This is a genomic window from Paracoccaceae bacterium (genome assembly GCA_033344815.1).
GTDB lineage: Bacteria > Pseudomonadota > Alphaproteobacteria > Rhodobacterales > Rhodobacteraceae > Roseobacter.
The window spans coordinates 3,481,525-3,499,984 of the sequence record JAWPMR010000001.1 but is presented as its reverse complement, the minus strand read 5'-3'; the positions used below and the strand labels follow the sequence as shown (position 1 = coordinate 3,499,984).

Sequence of the window (18,460 nt, the reverse complement as noted above, 5' to 3'; positions counted from 1 at the left end):
GGCTCAGTTGGACGCCCGCTCCCAAGGGTAGCCTTCGGCGTCCCGTTCCGCGCTATACTGCGCGATCAGGGCTTGGTATTCGGCCAATAACGCCTCCCCCGGCAAACCGGAGGCCTCTGCGGTGCCGACCCATTCGGCGATGAACTTACCACCCTTATCAACCAGTTTGGCGCGCTCGGCGGCGGGCAGTTCGATCACCTCGACACCGGCTTCTTTCATGGCTGTGATCGCACCCTCATTGGCGGCGGTGATCATGCGGCCAAACTCATCGGCCATATCTGCACCGACCTCGTTCAGCAGCGCTTGTTGATCTTCCGTAAGGGCATCATAGCTGTCGCCGTTCATGAACATGCCGACACCGCCGACCTGTCCCCAATTGAGCAAGGTATAGCTGTCCATCACTTCGGCCTGCTTTAACGCAGCCACTGCGTAGCTATAACCTTGGGAGCAATCAATCAGCCCGGTATCAAGCCCCTGATAAGCGTCATAAATCGACATGCGCACCATATTCGCGCCCATTTCGCCGAACACTTTGCCATAGGCGCCGACGCCGCGCACTTTCAGGCTGTCGATGTCTTCGGCCGTGCGGATCGCAGCGCCTTTGCACCCAATGTTGACCTGACTGGTGGTCCACGTGCCGATATAAACAAGGTTCTTGTCCCGCAGATTGGCGGCAATTGCATCAGAACTGCGCATCAAAGCGTCCGTCGCGCGCATGCCCACCCAAGCATCTGGGTTGTCCATCGGAAGATCAGCAATGCCATAAGCCGCCATTTCCTGCGGATAATAAACCGCAATCACTGACCCCATATCCGCAACACCGTCCCCCACCGATTGCATCGCGGCATTGGCCTTGAACAGCGCCCCGCCCCACTGGATGTCAATCGACAATTCGCCTGCTGAACGTTCGCCCACCTCATCCGCGAACCACTGCAACGCAGCAGCACGCGCCCCGCGATTCGGGCCTGCCTCGGCGTGGATCAATTTGGTTTCAGCCTGCGCGCCAGCCCCTAACCCCGCAAAAGCAAACGCACAAACCACGGTTTTGACGGTGAACATTACAAATCCTCCCAGATTTCTTGTTTTGCATAGCGAAACTAAATTTCATTATGTGTATCTATGGCTATCCGACACCCGTTTTACGCGCAACGAAAAACATAGCGCTGGCGCTGTGAGCTTGACCGAATGGAGATTTAGGAATTTAACGTTGGTAGATAAAACAGCGTCCCGGCACTGCGTCCGGCGGCAAGGAGACTTCTTGTAGATCTTCGAAATACATTCGGTCGCTGGATACCATCAGCCCGCCCGGTGCCAGAAGCGGCGCGATCACCGGGGATACCCGACGCGCGAAATCATCGTTCTTAGCGGCATTGTGCCCACCCAAATCCGCATGGATCAATCGCGCTGTTGCGCCAAACCTCTCAGAAGCGGCAGGTAAGGTTTCAAACACATCACCCAGCAACACGCGATCCTCCGGCGGCGTGCTGTCAGGGTGCGAGGCCACGGCGCGCTCGAACACATAGATATCGCGCGCTGGAACGATCTCGCACATGTGATGATAGGTCCGCCCATTGCCCAGACCCAGTTCGAATACCGGCCCGCCGAGGTCTGCGGTCAGGGCAGCAGCGTGATTGAGGCACGCGCGTTGGGACACCATACGGTCGATAAAGAGGTCCAGACGGCTCATGGGCATATCCTTTCAGAAGTCTGTCGTCCCCATGCCTGATTTGATTAAAAAATGGTAGCACAAAGCCGCCGTACCATCTGTGCGCTGGACGTGGGGCAAGAAATCAAGTTCACTGTGCCCACCGGGATCCAATGATCTGCACCGAACTCCTGTAAGGAAGAGACAGAAAACGTGACAACCCCTCTGCTTGATGTACAGGATTTAAGCATTGGCTTTGGGTCTGCAGCACCCGTCGTCTGCAACGTCAGTTTTCAGGTCATGCCCGGTGAAACCCTGGCACTCGTGGGTGAAAGCGGATCCGGCAAAACCATTACCTGTCGCTCTGTTTTACGCATCCTTCCGGACGCGGCAGAAATCCGGGGCGGCACGATCAATTTCGACTGCAAGGGCCAGGTGATGGACCTGCTCACGCTCAAAGAACGCGGCATGCGCGCCATTCGGGGTGATCAGATTTCCATGATCTTTCAGGAACCTATGCGCTCCCTCTCGCCGTTACACCGGTTGGGGGATCAGGTCTCCGAAGTCCTCCACCTGCACAGTGACCTGTCCAAGGGTGACGCCAAAAAAACCGTGCTGGAAACCTTTGAGCGTGTCGGGTTTCCGGACCCCGCGCGGGTCTGGCGCTCCTATCCATTCGAGATGTCCGGGGGCATGCGACAACGCGCGATGATCGCCATGGCAATGGTGGCCAAACCCGACCTCTTGATTGCGGATGAACCCACAACCGCCCTTGATGTGACCACGCAGGCGCAGGTGCTTGGCCTGATCAAAGACCTGCAAAAAGACACCGGCATGGCTGTGATCCTTGTGACCCATGATCTGGGTGTGGTGGCGAATATGGCCGAATCCGTCGTGGTGATGAACAAAGGCCGCGTCATGGAAGCCGGGCCCGCGCCGGCGGTTCTGGGCGCGCCCGCGCATGGCTATACCAAGAAGCTCTTTGCCGCCGCCCCGATGATCCCCGAAGTCGCAGCCCCCGCCCGCGCCGCCACAAATGACGACCTGATCCTTGAAATGCGCAATGTGTCCAAGACCTACACCATGCGCGCAGGTGGCTGGAGCAAACCGACGCAGATCACTGCGTGTCATGAAGTCAATCTGTCCCTGCAACGCGGCAAAACGCTGGCGGTGGTCGGGGAAAGCGGCTCGGGCAAGACCACCTGCGCCCGCATCGCCCTGGGGGCTGAACTCCCTGATGAGGGTGGCGAAGTGCTTTTCCGCCCTGAAACCGGGGCTGACCCGGTGCAGATCCACGCCATGACGAAACCTGAACGCGTGTCCTTTCAACGGCAGGCGCAGATGGTATTTCAGGACCCCTATTCATCGCTGTCTCCTCGCATGCGGGTGCAACAGGCGCTGACCGAACCGATGGAAATCCACAACCTTGGATCGCATCGGGACAGATGTGACAAGGCTAGCGAAATGCTGCGCTGGGTGGGGCTCGATCCTTCCATGCTCAGCCGCTATCCGCATGCCTTCTCAGGCGGCCAGCGCCAGCGTTTGTCGATTGCGCGTGCCTTGACGCTGGACCCTGTCCTGCTTGTCTGTGATGAGCCAACCTCCGCACTCGATGTGTCCGTACAGGAACAGATCCTGACCCTTCTGGAAGACATACGCGACCGTATGGGGCTCAGTTACCTGTTCATCAGCCATGACCTCGCTGTGGTCGCGCGTATTGCGGATGAGGTCGCTGTGATGCGACAGGGCGTGGTGGTCGAACAGGCCCCGCCAGACACATTGTTTTACAACCCGCGCCACCCCTACACCAAAGCCCTGATTGCGGCGCAGCCTGAACCTGACGTGAACCGGCCGATTGATCTGACGCTGGTCGCCAAGGGAGCCGGGATGCCGACCACATGGCCGGACGCCTTTCGGTTTGAAGGCGTTGCGGCCCCTGCGCTCAGGGAAATGGAACCCGGACATAAGGTACGTTGCCATGGTTAGAATACTTGCCCTCCTTTGCATCCTCCTCGCCCCGGCGCTCAGTGCGCAGACCCCGCAGGAAAGCAGCTTCTGGCAGAAAGAGGTCGCAAGCGGCAATCTGCCTGCAGTCACCCAGCGCATGCCCAGCGAACCGCTGGTGGTGGATTTGGTCGGAAAAGGTCGCGAGTTCGGCGAACAGGGCGGCACGTTGCGCACCCTTGTGTCGCGCTCCAAGGACGTGCGCCAGATGGTGGTTTACGGCTACGCCCGCCTTGTTGGATATGACCAGAATTACAATTTGAAACCGGACATCCTGCGCGACGTTGAGGTGGTTGAGGGACGCAAATTCACCCTGCATCTGCGCAAAGGGCACCGTTGGTCCGACGGGCATCCCTTTACCTCCGCCGATTTCGAATACTGGTGGAAACATGTCGCCCAGAACCCCGAACTCAGCCCCGCAGGCCCGTCCCAGAACATGATCGTCGATGGCGTTCTAGCGGATATGACGTTTCCGGATGAACATACCGTCGTGATCGAATGGCCCACGCCGAACCCGCAATTCCTGCAATTGCTGGCGCAGGCAAGCCCGTTCTTCATCTATCGCCCAGCGCATTACCTCAAACAGTTCCATGCCGATTTCACCGACGCCAAGACGCTGAAACGCGCGATCAAAAAAGCCCGTCTGCGTGCCTGGGCCCCGCTGCACAACGACCGCGACAACATGTATAAGTTCGACAATCCTGAATTGCCGACCCTGCAGCCGTGGATGAATGCAACCGGCACAAAATCGAGCCGCCACCTGTTTGTACGCAATCCCTATTATCACCGCATGGACGCCAGGGGTGTGCAATTGCCCTATATCGACATTGTGCAGATGACGATTGTTGGCGGCGGGTTGATTGCCGCCAAGGCCAATGCGGGCGAGGTTGATTTGCAGGCCCGCGGCCTTGATTTCCCGGACATTTCGATCCTGAAAAAGGGCGAAACCGATGGGGCGGGCTACAGGACCCTGCTCTGGGCCAATGGCGCGGCCAACCAGATTGCGATCTATCCCAATCTCAATTTTGCCGATCCGGTCTGGCGTGAAGTGATCCGCGATGTGCGTTTCCGTCGCGCACTATCGCTGGGCATTGACCGACGCATGATCAACCGTGCCCTCTATTTCGGGCTCGCCAAAGAGGGCGGCATGACGGCGCTCGCCAAAAGCCCGTTTTTTGACCCGGCCAACCTGTTTTCATGGTCGATCTATTATCCTGCCAAGGCCAATGCCCTGCTGAACGAGATGGGATTGGTGGAACGCACGGCCGATGGGTTTCGCAAGCTGCCCGACGGGCGGCCGATGGAATTCGTGATCGAAACCGCCGGGGAACGGCAAGAGGTCGAAAACGCGCTGGCCATCGTCACCGATACATGGCGCGAGATTGGCATCAAGCTGATCATGCGCCCGCTGGACCGCGATATCCTGCGCAACCGGGTCTATTCCGGGTTGTCGATGTCCGCCGTCTGGTTTGGCTGGGACAACGGCTTGCCGCAGGCCTATACCCCGCCGGAATATCTTGCACCGACCCATCAGGAATTCTTTGCCTGGCCGAAATGGGGGCAGTATTACCAGACCGGTGGCGAGGTCGGCGAAAAACCTGACATGCCCGCCGCCCAGCGCCTGATGCAGCTGAGCTGGGACTGGGATCACACCATCGACACCGAAGAACGTGCTGCGATCTGGCGCGAAATGCTGGCGATCCACGCAGATGAACAATTCGGGATCGGCATCCTCGCCGAAGCCCCGCAACCCGTGGTCGTCTCGGATCGATTGCGCAATGTGCCCGAGGTCGCCAAATGGGCCTGGGATCCGGGCGCGCATTTCGGCATCCACCGTGTCGATGAGTTCTATTATGACGAACCATTTCAGCAGCTTACCCAAACCCAATGATGTTCCTGCGCTACGCCCTTTTTCGGTTCATCACGATGCTGCTTACGCTCTGGGCAGTATCGTTGCTGATCTTCATCATCATCAACCTGCCGCCCGGGGATTATCTGTCCAATCAGATCGCGGAACTGCGCGCCACGGGACAGGCCGAAGGGGTCGCCAAGGCGGAATTTCTGCGCAGCGAATACGCGCTGGATCGGCCCATCTGGGAACAATACCTGATCTGGGTCGGCATGGCACCGGGGCCTCAGGGCTGGTACGGCCTCATTCAGGGCAATTTCGGCTGGTCTTTTGAATTTGACCGCCCCGTCTCCGAAATCGTCGGGGACGCGCTTTGGCTCACCGTTCTGGTCAATCTCGCCGCCGTTCTGTTTGTATATCTCGTCGCCCTGCCGCTCGGCGTCATCGCCGCGGCGAAATCAGAAACATGGGTGGATTATACAGCCGCCTTTGTCGGCTATCTGGGGTTGGCAACGCCGAATTTCTTGCTGGCGTTGATGCTGTTTTACTATGGCAACAAATACTTCGATCTGCCCATTGGCGGGCTGATGTCGCCCGAGTTTGAGGGCGAACCGATGTCCTGGGACAAGGTCAAATCCATCCTCGTGCACCTCATTGTCCCGACCTTCGTAATCGGCACGTCGGGCGCTGCGGCGATGATGCAGCGTCTGCGCGCGAACATGCTGGATGAGCTCAGTAAGCCTTATGTGGAAACCGCCAAGGCCAAGGGTCTCGCGCCCTCCAAACTCCTCGCCAAATACCCGCTGCGCATGGCCTTCAACCCCTTCGTGGCGGACATCGGCAACCTGCTGCCCGCCATGGTATCCGGCTCGGTTCTGGTCTCGGTCGTGCTGGGTCTGCAAACCATCGGGCCGTCCCTGCTGACCGCGCTGAAATCACAGGACCAGTTCCTTGCCGGGTTCGTGCTGATGTTCGTCGCGCTTCTGACCCTGATCGGGACGATGATCTCTGATCTGCTGCTGGTCCTGCTGGATCCGCGCATTCGATACGGGGCGCGCGGCTGATGGCACAACTCCCCGACGGTCGCTATGTGGACGACGCCCCCTATTACGACAATGTGGATCTTTCCGCACTGGAACGCTCGGATATGGATGCGCCCAACTGGGTGCTGGTCTGGCGCAAATTCAAACGCCATAAACTGGGGCTGATCTCGGGGTTGTTCCTGCTGTTCAGCTACCTGATGCTGCCCGTGGCCGGGTTCATCGCGCCCTATACGCCCAATGAGCGCAGCGCGGATTACCTCTATGCGCCCCCGCAATCCATCAACCTCTGGCATGACGGCATATTCATCGGGCCTTTTGTCTACCCCACCACGGCCACGGCTGACCTGGTGAATTACCGATGGACCTATGAGACCGACACGACGCGCCCGATGCCCCTGCAATTCCTCTGCCAGGGCAATGAATACAAACTCTTTGGCCTGATCCGCTCCAACACCCACCTGTTTTGCGCCCCTGAAGGCGCCACCGTTTTCCTCTGGGGCTCGGACCGGCTGGGCCGGGATGTCTTCAGCCGCATCCTTTATGGCGCGCAACTTTCGCTCACGGTGGGCCTCATCGGGATCACCGTCTCCTTTGCGCTTGGTATCTTTTTCGGTTCCATCGCGGGCTATTTCGGCGGCAAGACCGACTGGATCATCAACCGCGTGATCGAAGTGCTGCGCTCCCTGCCCGAACTCCCGCTCTGGCTGGCGCTCTCTGCTGCTGTGCCATCCAACTGGAGTCCGGTCTCGGTATTTTTCGTGATCTCGATCATTCTGGGAATATTGGATTGGCCCGGTCTGGCGCGGGCGGTACGCTCGAAATTCCTGTCCCTGCGGGAAGAGGAATACGTGCGCGCCGCTGAAATGATGGGCGCGAAACCGGGGCGCGTGATCCGACGACATTTGTTACCCAACTTCATGTCCCATCTGATCGCCTCGGCCACCCTGTCGATCCCGGCCATGATCCTGGGGGAAACCGCGCTCAGTTTCCTTGGCCTCGGGTTGCGCGCGCCCGCGGTCAGTTGGGGGGTGATGCTGAATGACGCACAAAACCTCGCCAGCATTGAAATCTACCCCTGGACAGCGATCCCGATGCTGCCGATCATCTTTGTGGTGCTGGCCTTCAACTTCCTCGGCGACGGGTTGCGCGCCTCACTGGATCCGTACAAAAGCTGAGCGACACCCCGGTGCGGCCACCCGGCGGCGGGCAAAACCGCTGTCTGTTGCCGTTTCCTTTTTGTCCGATGTTGAACACACGCAAACCATCGCGCGCAATTCGACGACCCCCGGAATACGCCAGGATTTGCCGCATTTTTCAAATCATCAGCTTTCGCCCGTTTCAATCGCTTTGGGCCGCGTCGGAGATTTCTCTCAGGTGGCACCCTAACACAATCAATGCGGGCCACATCAGATAGACCTGAATTTCAATGTTTTCACCGAAAGACAGCAACAAAAATGTGAGCAGGATACCAAGCGGCAGCCGGCCACGCGGCGCTTGAACAGCGTCCCGTGCGGCGACAGCAAAGTGCACCCAAAACGGGATGAAAAAGGCCATAAAGCCGGTGATGCCTTTGACGAATAAAAGCGCGTACCAGGTGTGATGGCTGCCGATGGGCATGTACTCAACCAGATGCGGGCCCGGCTGCACCGTGCCATGACCAAACCAGACTGCATCTGACTGCCACCTTTCCCAGGCGATACGCTGGAGTGTTTCGCGCACACGTGTGCTGTCAGCGCGTGCCCCCCTGAAGCGCTGAATACCGGATTGAATGAGGTCCAGCGCGTAAGCACCCCAGATAGCGAGACTGGAAGCGAGTGCGGCAAAAGCGAACCAGGCTGATGACTTGGCAACCACAGGCAAAAGCCGCGGCCCCATGGTACAGGCCACCAACCCCACGAGCCCCATGCGCGACTTTGACGCGAGGATCATAAGAACACCGGCGCACAGGCCGATGAGCATCCACTTTGGATGACGCTCTTCAAGCGCAAACAGCACCGTCAGAATACCGAGGATGGCTGCGAAGGGAGACCACGGGGCATAAAACTGCCAGCGTGCCGTCCAGCTTGCCGGATCGAATGTGTAGAGAAACACGGTGAAATATTCCGGTCCGGGGCCACCAACGGCTTTCAGCGGAGAGGTGAATATCTGCCCCGGAAACCCGAGAAACGGGGAAGCCAGCAGAAGCGGCGCCAGAATGAGCGTCCAAAGCCCAACAATGCATTGCGCCCGGATCAAGATCTCGCGACGAATGGGCAATACTGCACCTGCAAGTGGAAAAAGCGCGATCAGGGCCCATCCCTTTGCCCAACCGATGGACGACTTGATTGTCTTGGTAAGCCCAAGCCCCCAATCCATATGCCCGACCCAAAGCGCGACCAGCATCACTGCCATTCCCGCGAACCAGAGCCATATCACCCACGGGACGGTCCCGGTGGGGCGCAGATCGGGACGAATGGCCGGGCCCAGATAGAGCGACAATGCCGCCAGAGCGCCAAGAATCCATGCCAGCACCGGCCCCACGACATAGAGGGCTCCAATGGTATAAAACGGCCACGTCCAGGTAAGTGTTTTCCAGACAATGACCTCGGCGGGGTTTTCGGGTGAAACGGTCATGCCGGGGCGCGCTTGGACGGATCTTGCAGAAGGCGCAAGATGATCGACTGGCGAACCCACGCAATTGCCAGGCCAATCAGAAAGAGGATCGTCGCAGCGACACCCGCAGCAATTGACAGTTTGCGGCGCGGGGACGAGGGCGCATTCGGAAGCGAGGGATCTTCAAGGACCTGAACCAGCGGATAGGACGCATAAACATCGGTCTTTTTGGCTTCTGAGCGCGCGATTGCAGAGGCAAACACAGCTTCTGCCACCTTGAAATCACGTTGCTTATCTTCAAGTTCGGCAGCAAGTTGCGACAACGCATTCAGCCTTGTGCCCTCTTCTTTGATCTGCCGTTCCAGTGTTGCGACCTTTTCGTGCAGGCCTGAGCGTCTGGCGTGTTCCTGGACCAGGGTGCTCAAGAGTGCGGCGCGTTCCCCTTCCGGGGCGCGGTCAAGTCCGGACAGCGCCTGTACCGGAAGCCCTGTGATGCTCGACGCATGTGAGCGCGCCGCACGACGCGCGCTGTTGTACGCATCATCAGCACTGATGTAATTGGGATGGCGCGGCCCGAAGTTGGCCTGTGCCTGTGCCAGTTGGGTGGCATTCTGAGCGATGTCGTCGATCAGTGTCAGATATTGACGATCTGCAAAGAGTTTGAGCGTCAAGGCTGCCGTCTCGGGTGGCAGACCAAGTGCGGTCTCAAGTGCCCGGACCTTTTCAGCCTGATCAGTCGCGTCCGCCTGTAGTTTGAAAAACTGCTCTTTCATGCGCTCATGTGCTGCGAGCTGTTCGGTGTATTGCGCGCTCGTGACTAGACCACTTTGCGCCTGCAACTCGGAAATCGCAGCACGGATTTCACCAACTGCTTTTTTGTATTCGGCGATCGCGCTTTGCCCGCTGTTTTCACGTGTGGCAATCTCATCTGCGCGCAGGGCATCAATTTCCGCAAAGAAAGCAGTGATTAACGCTGTCGCATACTGCTGCGCCACTTCAGGCGTGCCTCCGCGCAATTCCAGATGGATCAGACTGGTCTGATCCACCAGAGAGATGCGTGGCTTGCCAAACGCCTTGGTTGAAACGCCCACTTCCTGCGCGGCGGCAGTCAGGATGCGGTCGGCGCCGATCAGGCGTTTGTATGTTTCCGTGGGACTGATGGATCCATTCGCGAAAGCGGAGTTGGCGAAGGATGATGCCTGTCCGATGTTGTTCAGATTGACCGAGCCTGACGCTCCTGATCCCGGTAAAATAAGCGAAGACTGCGACGTGTATTGCAGCGGGGCTGTTGCCAGATAGCCCAGGATCGGGGCCCACAGGACGCTGACACCGAGCAGAAACACCGCAAAGTATCGCGGCAATCGACCGGCATCGGTCAATTGCCCCCCGACAATCAGGCGGCGCCAGCCCAACAACCTGAGCGGCTGCCGTTTTATGGCGAGCCAGCCAAGTGATCTTGGCTGAATTACCGGCTGCTTACTTGAGAAAATGTGGTCAAACATAACATACCTCGTGAACTGGTCACCTGATATGCCGTCATCGCGGCGCTGTACGTGTTCCTGACGGATAACAGCGGACGCATTTGCCCGCCGAGCTATCCCTTCGGATAGTCTGCTTCAGAATAATCCGGCTTCTTTTGCGGTCAGCGCCGCCTGCGTCCGATTGCTGGCGCCCACTTTGCGATAAAGCGTTTTGACGTGCAGTTTGATGGTTGGTTCGGACAGATCCAGATCCCGGGCGATTTCCTTATTCGACTTGCCCTCGGTCAGGCCCTTCAGCACCTGCATCTCCCGCTGGGTGAGCTTTTTGGCAAGCGGGTGGTCGTTCTGCGCCTCCGCGCCCGACATAAAGCCGGCAGGTATGTATTTCTCGCCCATCGCCATGAAGCGGATCGCATTGACAAGCGACTTCGCCGGAAGGGTTTTGGGGACGAAACCGGCAGCCCCCAGCTCAAGGGCTTTTTCCGCCAGATCTCGGGACGCCTCGCCGGTGATCAGCGCAACACGCGTTGCACCTTCCATGCCGATTGCCGTCTGCAGCCCTTCCATGCCGTTCATGCCCGGCATGTTGAGATCCAGAAGAACGAGGTCAAATGCTGCTTCAGTTTCAATCTTTTTCCGGGCGGTCTGAAAATCGGGCGCCGTGACCACCTCTATCCCACCAGTGGCTTCAATATAGGCCACCAGAGTGTCCAGGACCAACTCATGGTCATCAGCAATCAATACTCTCATGTCTCACTCCGGCTGCGATTCGCACTAAAGGCTTCCCGGAATAACCCGTTTTCCTAAAAGTCATAATAGGAGCAACCGGACAGGACATTCTATCCAAAAGGATAGCTCTTGTGGCTGAGTGCGCGGGAACTGCTCCTCTGAGATACGCCAGCAAACCAGATGAACCCGTTCCTGTCCCATCGCGCATCTGTCCCGATGTGCAAGCTCGGCTCATATTCCTGCTCAACAACAATCAAACGGGACAGGAACAAAAAGTGCAATACATATCAGAGGAACACATGTTTTCGGGTGCTGAGAAAACGTCGTTTCCAGACATCCGACGGCAAAGAATCCTTGGTTTGCCGTTGGTGGATGAACTGCCCGAAAATGTCGCTCGGCATTTGCTGTCAGGCCAGAAGGCGTCGGTCTTTTTCCTCAATGCGCACTGTGCCAATGTGAGTGCCGGTGATCGGTCTTACAGAGCGGCTATGGCGCGCGCCGAGTATGTATTGCCTGATGGGGTTGGCGTGGAACTGGCTGCCAGAATGCGTGGACGCAAACTCTCCGCCAACCTGAACGGAACGGATTTTGTGCCGTTGTTGTTGCGCGAGGCTGCATCAAAGGGGCTCTCGGTTTACCTGTTAGGCGGCAAGCCCGGCACGGCAGTCAAAGCGGCAGAGGCTCTTCGTTCTCAGATACCGGGCCTGCAGATTGCAGGCACCCGTGATGGCTACGCACAAACCCGGAATGAGGTCGCCGCGGTCGCCGGGATCAATGCGTCCAAAGCGGATATTGTGCTGGTCGCAATGGGGGTGCCGCTGCAAGAGTTGTGGATTGACCGCAACCGGAAACAGATCGATGCACAGCTCGTCTTGGGCGTCGGCGCTCTGTTTGATTTCCTCGCAGGTAATGTGCGACGTGCGCCTGAAATCGTGCGCCGTGCCAGAATGGAATGGATCTGGCGTCTGGCCATGGAGCCTGCGCGACTTGCGAAGCGTTACATTGTCGGCAACGCGGTCTTTTTGAAACACGCCAGCCTTGATGCAGCGCGCAATGCCGATCTGGCCGATGTGCAGAAGAGGGCGCTCGACATTGGCATCTCGACGTCGGCTCTTGTCCTGGTGGGTCTGCCGATGCTGTGCATTGCCGCAGCGATCCGGGTAAACAGCAAGGGGCCCGCTCTTTTTCGCCAGACGCGGATCGGCCATGACGGAAAGCCGTTTGAGATGCTCAAGTTCCGCTCCATGCGCATTGATGCCGAAGCACAACGCGACAGCCTTCTTGCGACGTCTGATCGCCAGGGGATTTGCTTCAAATCGCGCACTGATCCGCGCGTGACTCGCATCGGGCGCGTGCTCAGACGCACGTCAGTGGACGAACTGCCCCAACTCATCAATGTTCTCAAAGGGCACATGTCTATCGTCGGGCCGCGTCCTGCGCTGCCTGAAGAGGTCGCGGCCTATCCCGCATATGCTCTTGAACGCCTGCAAACCAGGCCCGGAATCACGGGCATATGGCAAGTGTCCGGGCGTGCCAATATCGGCTTTGACAAGATGGTGGATATGGATCTGGCCTATGTGCAGTCGCGCTCCGTGCTGCTGGACATCCTGCTCATTGCGCTCACTTTCCGCGCTGTTTCTACCGGGCGCGGTGCTTACTGAACCTGAAAACCCTGGAGTTTGAACATGAAACCTGTCCGTAAAGCCGTTTTCCCCGTTGCCGGCCTTGGCACGCGCTTTCTGCCCGCTACGAAATCAGTTCCCAAGGAAATGCTGCCGCTCATTGACCGCCCGCTTATTCAATATGCGATCGATGAAGCCCATGCGGCTGGTATTGAAGAGTTCATTTTCATCACCTCGTCGGGCAAGGGGGCGCTGGAAAACTACTTCAGCGAAATGCCAGAGCTCGAACAGAAGCTGGCTCAAAAAGGCAATAGCAACGCGCTCGCAGCTCTGCAGCATTCCAATCTCGCGGCGGGGGCGGCCTGTTTTATCCGTCAGGATCAACCGAAGGGACTGGGCCATGCGGTGTCACTTGCGCGACACGCTGTCGGTGATGCGGCTTTCGCGGTAATTCTGCCAGATGATGTGATCAGGGCTGCCACTCCGGCACTTGCACAAATGATGAGAGCCGTCGATGGAAGTGGTCGGCATATGGTCGCGACACAACCAGTGGCCGAGAAAAACCTGTCCACATATGGCGTTGTGGATATCCGTCAAAAAACCGGCGCCATTCAGCACCTGCGCGGATTGGTCGAAAAGCCGGCTCCGGGCACAGCGCCATCGCACTACGGTATTGTGGGGCGCTATATCCTTCAGCCGTCGATTTTCGACAGGCTGGCCACTGTGGCCCCCGGCGCAGGTGGTGAAATCCAGCTTACCGATGCAATCGCCGCTGAACTGGATGAGACCGGGGTTGATGGATATGTATTCGACGGGCAGCGTTTCGATTGCGGTTCTGTACGTGGTCATCTGGAAGCGACAATGGCCTTTGCGCAGGACAGGCGTGATCTTGACGGGTTATTCGCCTCTGAAACAACCTGCCTCACCCATGCCGCCTAGCGCGCCGGACTATCCGAAAGGATAGGTCTCTATCCGCATGCCTGATTGTCGGCAGCGGGCAATTGCGACCATAGAGTGTTCAGCATCTACGGAGGATCCCATGCGCCGCTTTTTTGCCCCTGTTTTCGTATTTTTTCTGTTCAGCACCGGATGTGTTGCGGCGGGACCGCTGGCTGCGCCGGATGGTGATGTTGTCCTGACGGTAACCGGTGATATCGAGATTACAAATACGCGTGATGCGGCAGCTTTTGATATGGCAATGCTTGAAGCGATGCCTGTGAAGCAATTTGAAACCACCACCATCTGGACGGAAGGCAAAAACAGCTTCGTTGGTGTGCCGCTCAGGCATGTGTTGGAGTTCCTGGGCGTTGAGGCGGGGACACTGCGCGCCACGGCCATCAACGACTACTCCGTCGAAATGCCGGTTGACTCGCTAAAGAGTGACGCGCCAATCATTGCCTATCAGAGGGACGGGAACCCAATGTCGCGGCGGCAAAAAGGACCACTTTGGATCGTTTTTCCCTATGACAGCGACGCGGAATACCGATCCGAGCTGGTGTATTCGCGCAGCATCTGGCAGTTGGATCGTCTGGAGGTCACGAGGTAGTCTGTTGCAAATGCAAGTTAATCCGGAGGGCTGAAGTGGCATCAGGTCAGGCATACCTGCAAGGGGTGGGTCGGTGGGCTATTTGGCTCATCGGCTTTGGCGTTTTGATGACACTGATCGCCACGGTTTTTCTGGGGCGCCAAGTTTTCTCGGATCTTGAACACCAAAGATCCGCAAATTCCGATAACGTGCAATGGACGCTGACGCAGGTAGAAGTCGAATATCTGTCCTTCCTGAATACTCTGGAGCATCTGCAACATATCACGGAGGAGGTCGGACAGCCGGCCGAGCTTGGTGAAATCCGGCGTGATTTCGATATTTTCTACAGTCGCGTGGATACATTGCGATCTGCGCGGCTTTTCCGCAGCCTGCGGGAAACACCGGAATTCAGCGGCCCGCTGATGGCCGTTTCCGGCTTTTTGGAAGACGCCGTGCCGGTGATCGACGCGGATGATGGCACATTATCGTCTCAAAGTGACGCGATCTTGCAACGCGGTGAAGCGCTGCGCGGTGATGTGCGGGCTCTTTCGGTGGCCGGGCTGGGCTACTTCGCACAGCAATCAGATGACCGCCGCGCGGATACAGCCCGCACACTTGCTCAGCTTGCCACCTTCTCGGGTGCTTTGCTGCTCGCGCTTACCGCGGCGAGTATCTATCTGCTGTTCGTCAATCGCGAGATCCGGCGCGGCAGCGAAAGTCTGGCGCAGGTCAATCAACGGATGAACACTGTGCTGTCAACGTCGCTGGATGCGGTGATCGTCTCGGACAAATCCGGTGATGTACTTGCCTTCAATCCCGCCGCCGAAGCCATTTTTGGGTATAGGGCCGACGAGGTGATGGGGCGGCCCATTGGTGATCTGATTGTACCGAAGCACCTGCGCGATGCACATCAGGCCGGCATGGAAAGGATGCGGCAAGGCGGAGAAATGCATGTTGTCGGCAAGGGACGTGTTCAGTTGGAAGCCATGCGCGCCAATGGTGAAATCTTTCCAGTGGAACTGGCGCTGCAATTTGCAAAAGATGGCGATTACGAAATCATCATCAGCTTCATTCGCGATATCTCACGCCGTGTGTCTGACGAAAAGGAACTGATCAACGCCCGTGATAAAGCGCTGGCCGGTCAGAAGGCCAAAGACGAATTCCTGACCGTGATGAGCCATGAAATCAGAACGCCACTGAATGGCATTCTGGGAAATCTCAGCCTCCTCAAGAACACGCGCCTGACCAAAGACCAAAAGCAATTCGCCAGAAATATGGAAATTTCCGGCGAGGTCATGCTCAATCACGTCAATTCCGTACTCGATGTTGCGCGGTATGAATCAGGAAAGCTGTCTCTGGAAGAAAAGGCGCTCAATCTCAGTGTGCTTCTGCAAGACATCTCTGACAGCCAAGGCGGCCATGCTGCCCAGAACAACAACGTGTTGCGCTGGCAGTGGGTTGGTGACGCACGGCCATGGGTCAAGGCTGATGCGCACAGAGTGCGGCAGATCATTCTGAACCTCGTCGGCAATGCAATCAAATTCACGCACGGTGGTCAGGTGACAGTGGAAATTGAAGTGACCGGCCAAAGCGTCGGCCCGGACAAACCGATTTACGAGATTCGTGTGATCGATACAGGTGTCGGCCTGTCAGAGGGGGAGCTCGAAACCGTGTTCGAGGATTTCCAGACAGGGGACACGTCGCTGAACCGGACATCGGGCGGCACCGGTCTGGGTCTTGGCATTGCGCGCCGTCTCACGCGATCAATGGGGGGCGACATCGGGGTCGAAAGCGTGCCGGGCGAAGGGAGCGTATTCTGGGTGCATCTGCCCCTTGCAGCCTCTGAACCGATGGAGAAGTCGTACACCGGCACCACAGCACACGATGCCGAAGTTGCGCTGGATCTGCTCGTTGTCGAGGACAACGAAATCAACCGTCTTGTCATTCAGAAAATGCTCGAACAGGAGGGGCACCGCGTTACAACCGCTTCCGACGGGCGCTCCGGGGTAGAGCTTGCCGGGGCGCACGCCTTTGACGCGGTCCTGATGGATATCAGCATGCCGGTGATGGATGGTCTGACGGCGACGCGACGCATTCGCGAGGGCGCAGGGCTCTCTGCTGAAGCGCCCATTATTGCGGTGTCGGCAAATGTGCTGCCTGATGCGGTCGAAAAATTCCATGATGTGGGGATGAATGCGTTTGTCAGCAAACCCATTGATATCGCGAATCTGCGCAAAGCCTTGCGGATTGTCACAAGTCACGGTGTCGGCGGCTTTGATGCAGAGACGGAAGTTGCACCGCTTGAACAGATGCGCGCGGACCTTGGAGAGGCCACCTTTGACCGGTTGTTATCTGAATTCGTGGATCAGACCGACGCGCTCATGGGCCAGTTGAAGAAAGCAGCCTGGCAGCATGATGGCCAGCAGGCCCTCAAGATGGAATGTCACCGCATCGCGGGCAGCGCCGCCCTTTTCGGATTGGAAAGCCTCCGAGAGGTTCTGATCCAGACCGAAAATGCCATCGAGCAGAGTGCGCATGACGAGCTGACCCTACTGACGCACCGGGCGAAAGGTCTGTGGGCAACCGCCCGAAAACGGTTGCCTGTCAGGTCATAACGTCACTGGGCCAGTACCAATCCCGCTCCGAGGATGGCAATTGAACGTCCGATCTCAGTAACGCTTGTGACGGTGCTGTCGTAACAGGCAATCGCATCACCGGGCAGCAGGTAGGGGTCAAAGTCATCGCGGTTGCCCCGGCGCATGAGGTCCTCGATATCGCGCTCGATTACGGCCGATACGCCAGTGATGGGGTTACGCGAAAACAGGATCGCCTTGCGGTTGGCATTTGTCGTCTTGGTTCCTCCAACGCAATTGGCATCAACAAGCGCCTGCAGGTATCGCGTACCGTATGGCATTTCACGCACGTCACGTCCAATGCCAGAACCCGCATTGCTCGCCGCAGGTTGGGTAAGGTTTGACAGAAAGAGCGATACACCTGGCGGGCTGATTGGCCCGGGCTTCATCAGATCATCCTGGAAACAGTGCCGGCTTTTGACAACAATCTCATCACCCGTCAGCATCATTATGTCGGTGGGGTCCGTGCCATCAAAGATGCCACGCAAATCCATCCGATGCACCCGACCCGCCCTGTGCAATTCAACTGCGGACAGATCCGCGTCCGGTCGCACACCTCCGGCTGCGCGCAGAGCAGCAGCCAGGTTGCGCCCTTCCGTGGAAGCACCGAAAGCCTGCTGTCGCGATGCATCAACAGCATCGCCAGCGGTGCCGCCGACCTCAACCGCATGCGGCTCAAACACCGCACCTTTGATGCCGACGACCACCGAGGCAAAGTCCTTTACCCGCACCGTCAACCGTGGAGGATGGCTGTAGAACTCAGCGGACAGGAGTGCATCACTCAGCAGCTTTTCGACCTCCTCACTGGTACGACCCTGAGCTGATATCGAGGAAAGGTAGGGCAGTTTGAGAGTGCCATCGCGCGAAACGACAAAGTCACCGCTGAGCGTTTCATCCCCGTCTATCGTGACCTGAACCAGATCATTGCGGGAAAGCTTCTCTCCCAGCAAGGGATCGAGTGTGGCGCCGCTCCACTTGCCGGTGCTTGCCTGCCGCGCGCCGCCTGCTTCGGGCAGGCAGGTCGCCGTATTCAATGACGGCGATTGAAGAAAACTCATTTCGTTTCGGCTCACCGATGTGTCGCGGTACTGTGACTGATAGCCACCGCCGCTTGCAACCGGTTCGAGGTTGGCAGGCTTCTGCATGCTTGTGCAGGCCGTCAAAGAGAGGGCAGCGGTTGCGCACAGAAGGTGTTTTTTCACGGCTTTGGACATGATTACTCCATTCACTTGGTATGCCAACGGGGTAGTGCATAACGACATTTTGGATAAGCCGGGCATCAGGATGACAACCCATCCTTTCGGATAGCCGAACGCACAAACGCCCTGGAAAACTGT

Annotated in this window: 14 protein-coding genes; 8 read left to right on the top strand and 6 right to left on the bottom strand. The window is 57.8% G+C overall.

The features are described from left to right. Positions 1-3: 3 nt before the first annotated feature. Complete coding sequence (locus tag R8G34_16185; protein ID MDW3224393.1) at positions 4-1,059, bottom strand: C4-dicarboxylate TRAP transporter substrate-binding protein; 1,056 nt, start codon at positions 1,057-1,059, stop codon at positions 4-6. 142 nt (positions 1,060-1,201) lie between these two features. After that, on the bottom strand, positions 1,202-1,687 hold the full coding sequence (locus tag R8G34_16180) for a class I SAM-dependent methyltransferase (protein ID MDW3224392.1): 486 nt from the start codon (positions 1,685-1,687) through the stop codon (positions 1,202-1,204). A 171-nt stretch (positions 1,688-1,858) separates the two neighbouring features. Here R8G34_16180 and R8G34_16175 point away from each other — a divergent pair, with 171 nt between their 5' ends. From R8G34_16175 to R8G34_16160, 4 genes are read left to right on the top strand one after another with little or no spacing between them, the layout of a single operon-like run. Then, a complete protein-coding gene (locus R8G34_16175; protein ID MDW3224391.1) occupies positions 1,859-3,631 on the top strand; it encodes an ABC transporter ATP-binding protein in 1,773 nt (590 codons plus the stop codon). Beyond that, positions 3,624-5,540 (top strand): ABC transporter substrate-binding protein, encoded by a 1,917-nt coding sequence (locus tag R8G34_16170; GenBank protein ID MDW3224390.1) that lies wholly within the window; start codon positions 3,624-3,626, stop codon positions 5,538-5,540. Before R8G34_16175 ends, R8G34_16170 begins: the two co-directional genes overlap by 8 nt. Next, the gene (locus R8G34_16165) at positions 5,537-6,562 is read left to right on the top strand and encodes an ABC transporter permease (protein ID MDW3224389.1); all 1,026 of its coding nucleotides are present in this window, start codon (positions 5,537-5,539) and stop codon (positions 6,560-6,562) included. The genes R8G34_16170 and R8G34_16165 overlap by 4 nt, the downstream gene beginning before the upstream one ends. Further along, positions 6,562-7,716, top strand: coding sequence for an ABC transporter permease (locus tag R8G34_16160; GenBank protein ID MDW3224388.1), 1,155 nt, complete (start codon positions 6,562-6,564; stop codon positions 7,714-7,716). The genes R8G34_16165 and R8G34_16160 overlap by 1 nt, the downstream gene beginning before the upstream one ends. A 163-nt stretch (positions 7,717-7,879) precedes the next feature. On the opposite strand, the gene R8G34_16155 is transcribed toward R8G34_16160, so the two are convergent. The 3 genes from R8G34_16155 to R8G34_16145 all read right to left on the bottom strand — a co-directional run bounded on the left by R8G34_16155 (position 7,880) and on the right by R8G34_16145 (position 11,364). Further along, positions 7,880-9,154 carry an O-antigen ligase domain-containing protein gene (locus R8G34_16155; GenBank protein MDW3224387.1) on the bottom strand — a complete coding sequence of 425 codons (1,275 nt, stop codon included), beginning with the start codon at positions 9,152-9,154 and terminating at the stop codon, positions 7,880-7,882. Then, positions 9,151-10,635 carry a hypothetical protein gene (locus R8G34_16150; protein ID MDW3224386.1) on the bottom strand — a complete coding sequence of 495 codons (1,485 nt, stop codon included), beginning with the start codon at positions 10,633-10,635 and terminating at the stop codon, positions 9,151-9,153. The genes R8G34_16155 and R8G34_16150 overlap by 4 nt, the downstream gene beginning before the upstream one ends. Positions 10,636-10,749: 114 nt before the next feature. Further along, positions 10,750-11,364 carry a response regulator transcription factor gene (locus tag R8G34_16145; protein ID MDW3224385.1) on the bottom strand — a complete coding sequence of 205 codons (615 nt, stop codon included), beginning with the start codon at positions 11,362-11,364 and terminating at the stop codon, positions 10,750-10,752. Between the two features lie 254 nt (positions 11,365-11,618). Here R8G34_16145 and R8G34_16140 point away from each other — a divergent pair, with 254 nt between their 5' ends. From R8G34_16140 to R8G34_16125, 4 genes are all read left to right on the top strand, one after another. Next, a complete protein-coding gene (locus R8G34_16140) occupies positions 11,619-13,004 on the top strand; it encodes a WecB/TagA/CpsF family glycosyltransferase (protein MDW3224384.1) in 1,386 nt (461 codons plus the stop codon). Positions 13,005-13,028: 24 nt separating this feature from the next. Next, positions 13,029-13,904: a UTP--glucose-1-phosphate uridylyltransferase gene (locus R8G34_16135; protein ID MDW3224383.1), complete on the top strand. Its 876-nt coding sequence runs from the start codon at positions 13,029-13,031 to the stop codon at positions 13,902-13,904. Positions 13,905-14,004: 100 nt separating this feature from the next. Further along, positions 14,005-14,511 (top strand): oxidoreductase, encoded by a 507-nt coding sequence (locus R8G34_16130; GenBank protein MDW3224382.1) that lies wholly within the window; start codon positions 14,005-14,007, stop codon positions 14,509-14,511. A gap of 107 nt (positions 14,512-14,618) precedes the next feature. Beyond that, entirely contained in the window at positions 14,619-17,105 is a 2,487-nt protein-coding gene (locus R8G34_16125; GenBank protein MDW3224381.1) for an ATP-binding protein, read from the top strand. Positions 17,106-17,107: 2 nt separating this feature from the next. Here R8G34_16125 and R8G34_16120 read toward each other — a convergent pair whose 3' ends face one another. Then, entirely contained in the window at positions 17,108-18,268 is a 1,161-nt protein-coding gene (locus tag R8G34_16120) for a polysaccharide biosynthesis/export family protein (protein ID MDW3224380.1), read from the bottom strand. Positions 18,269-18,460 lie beyond the last annotated feature (192 nt).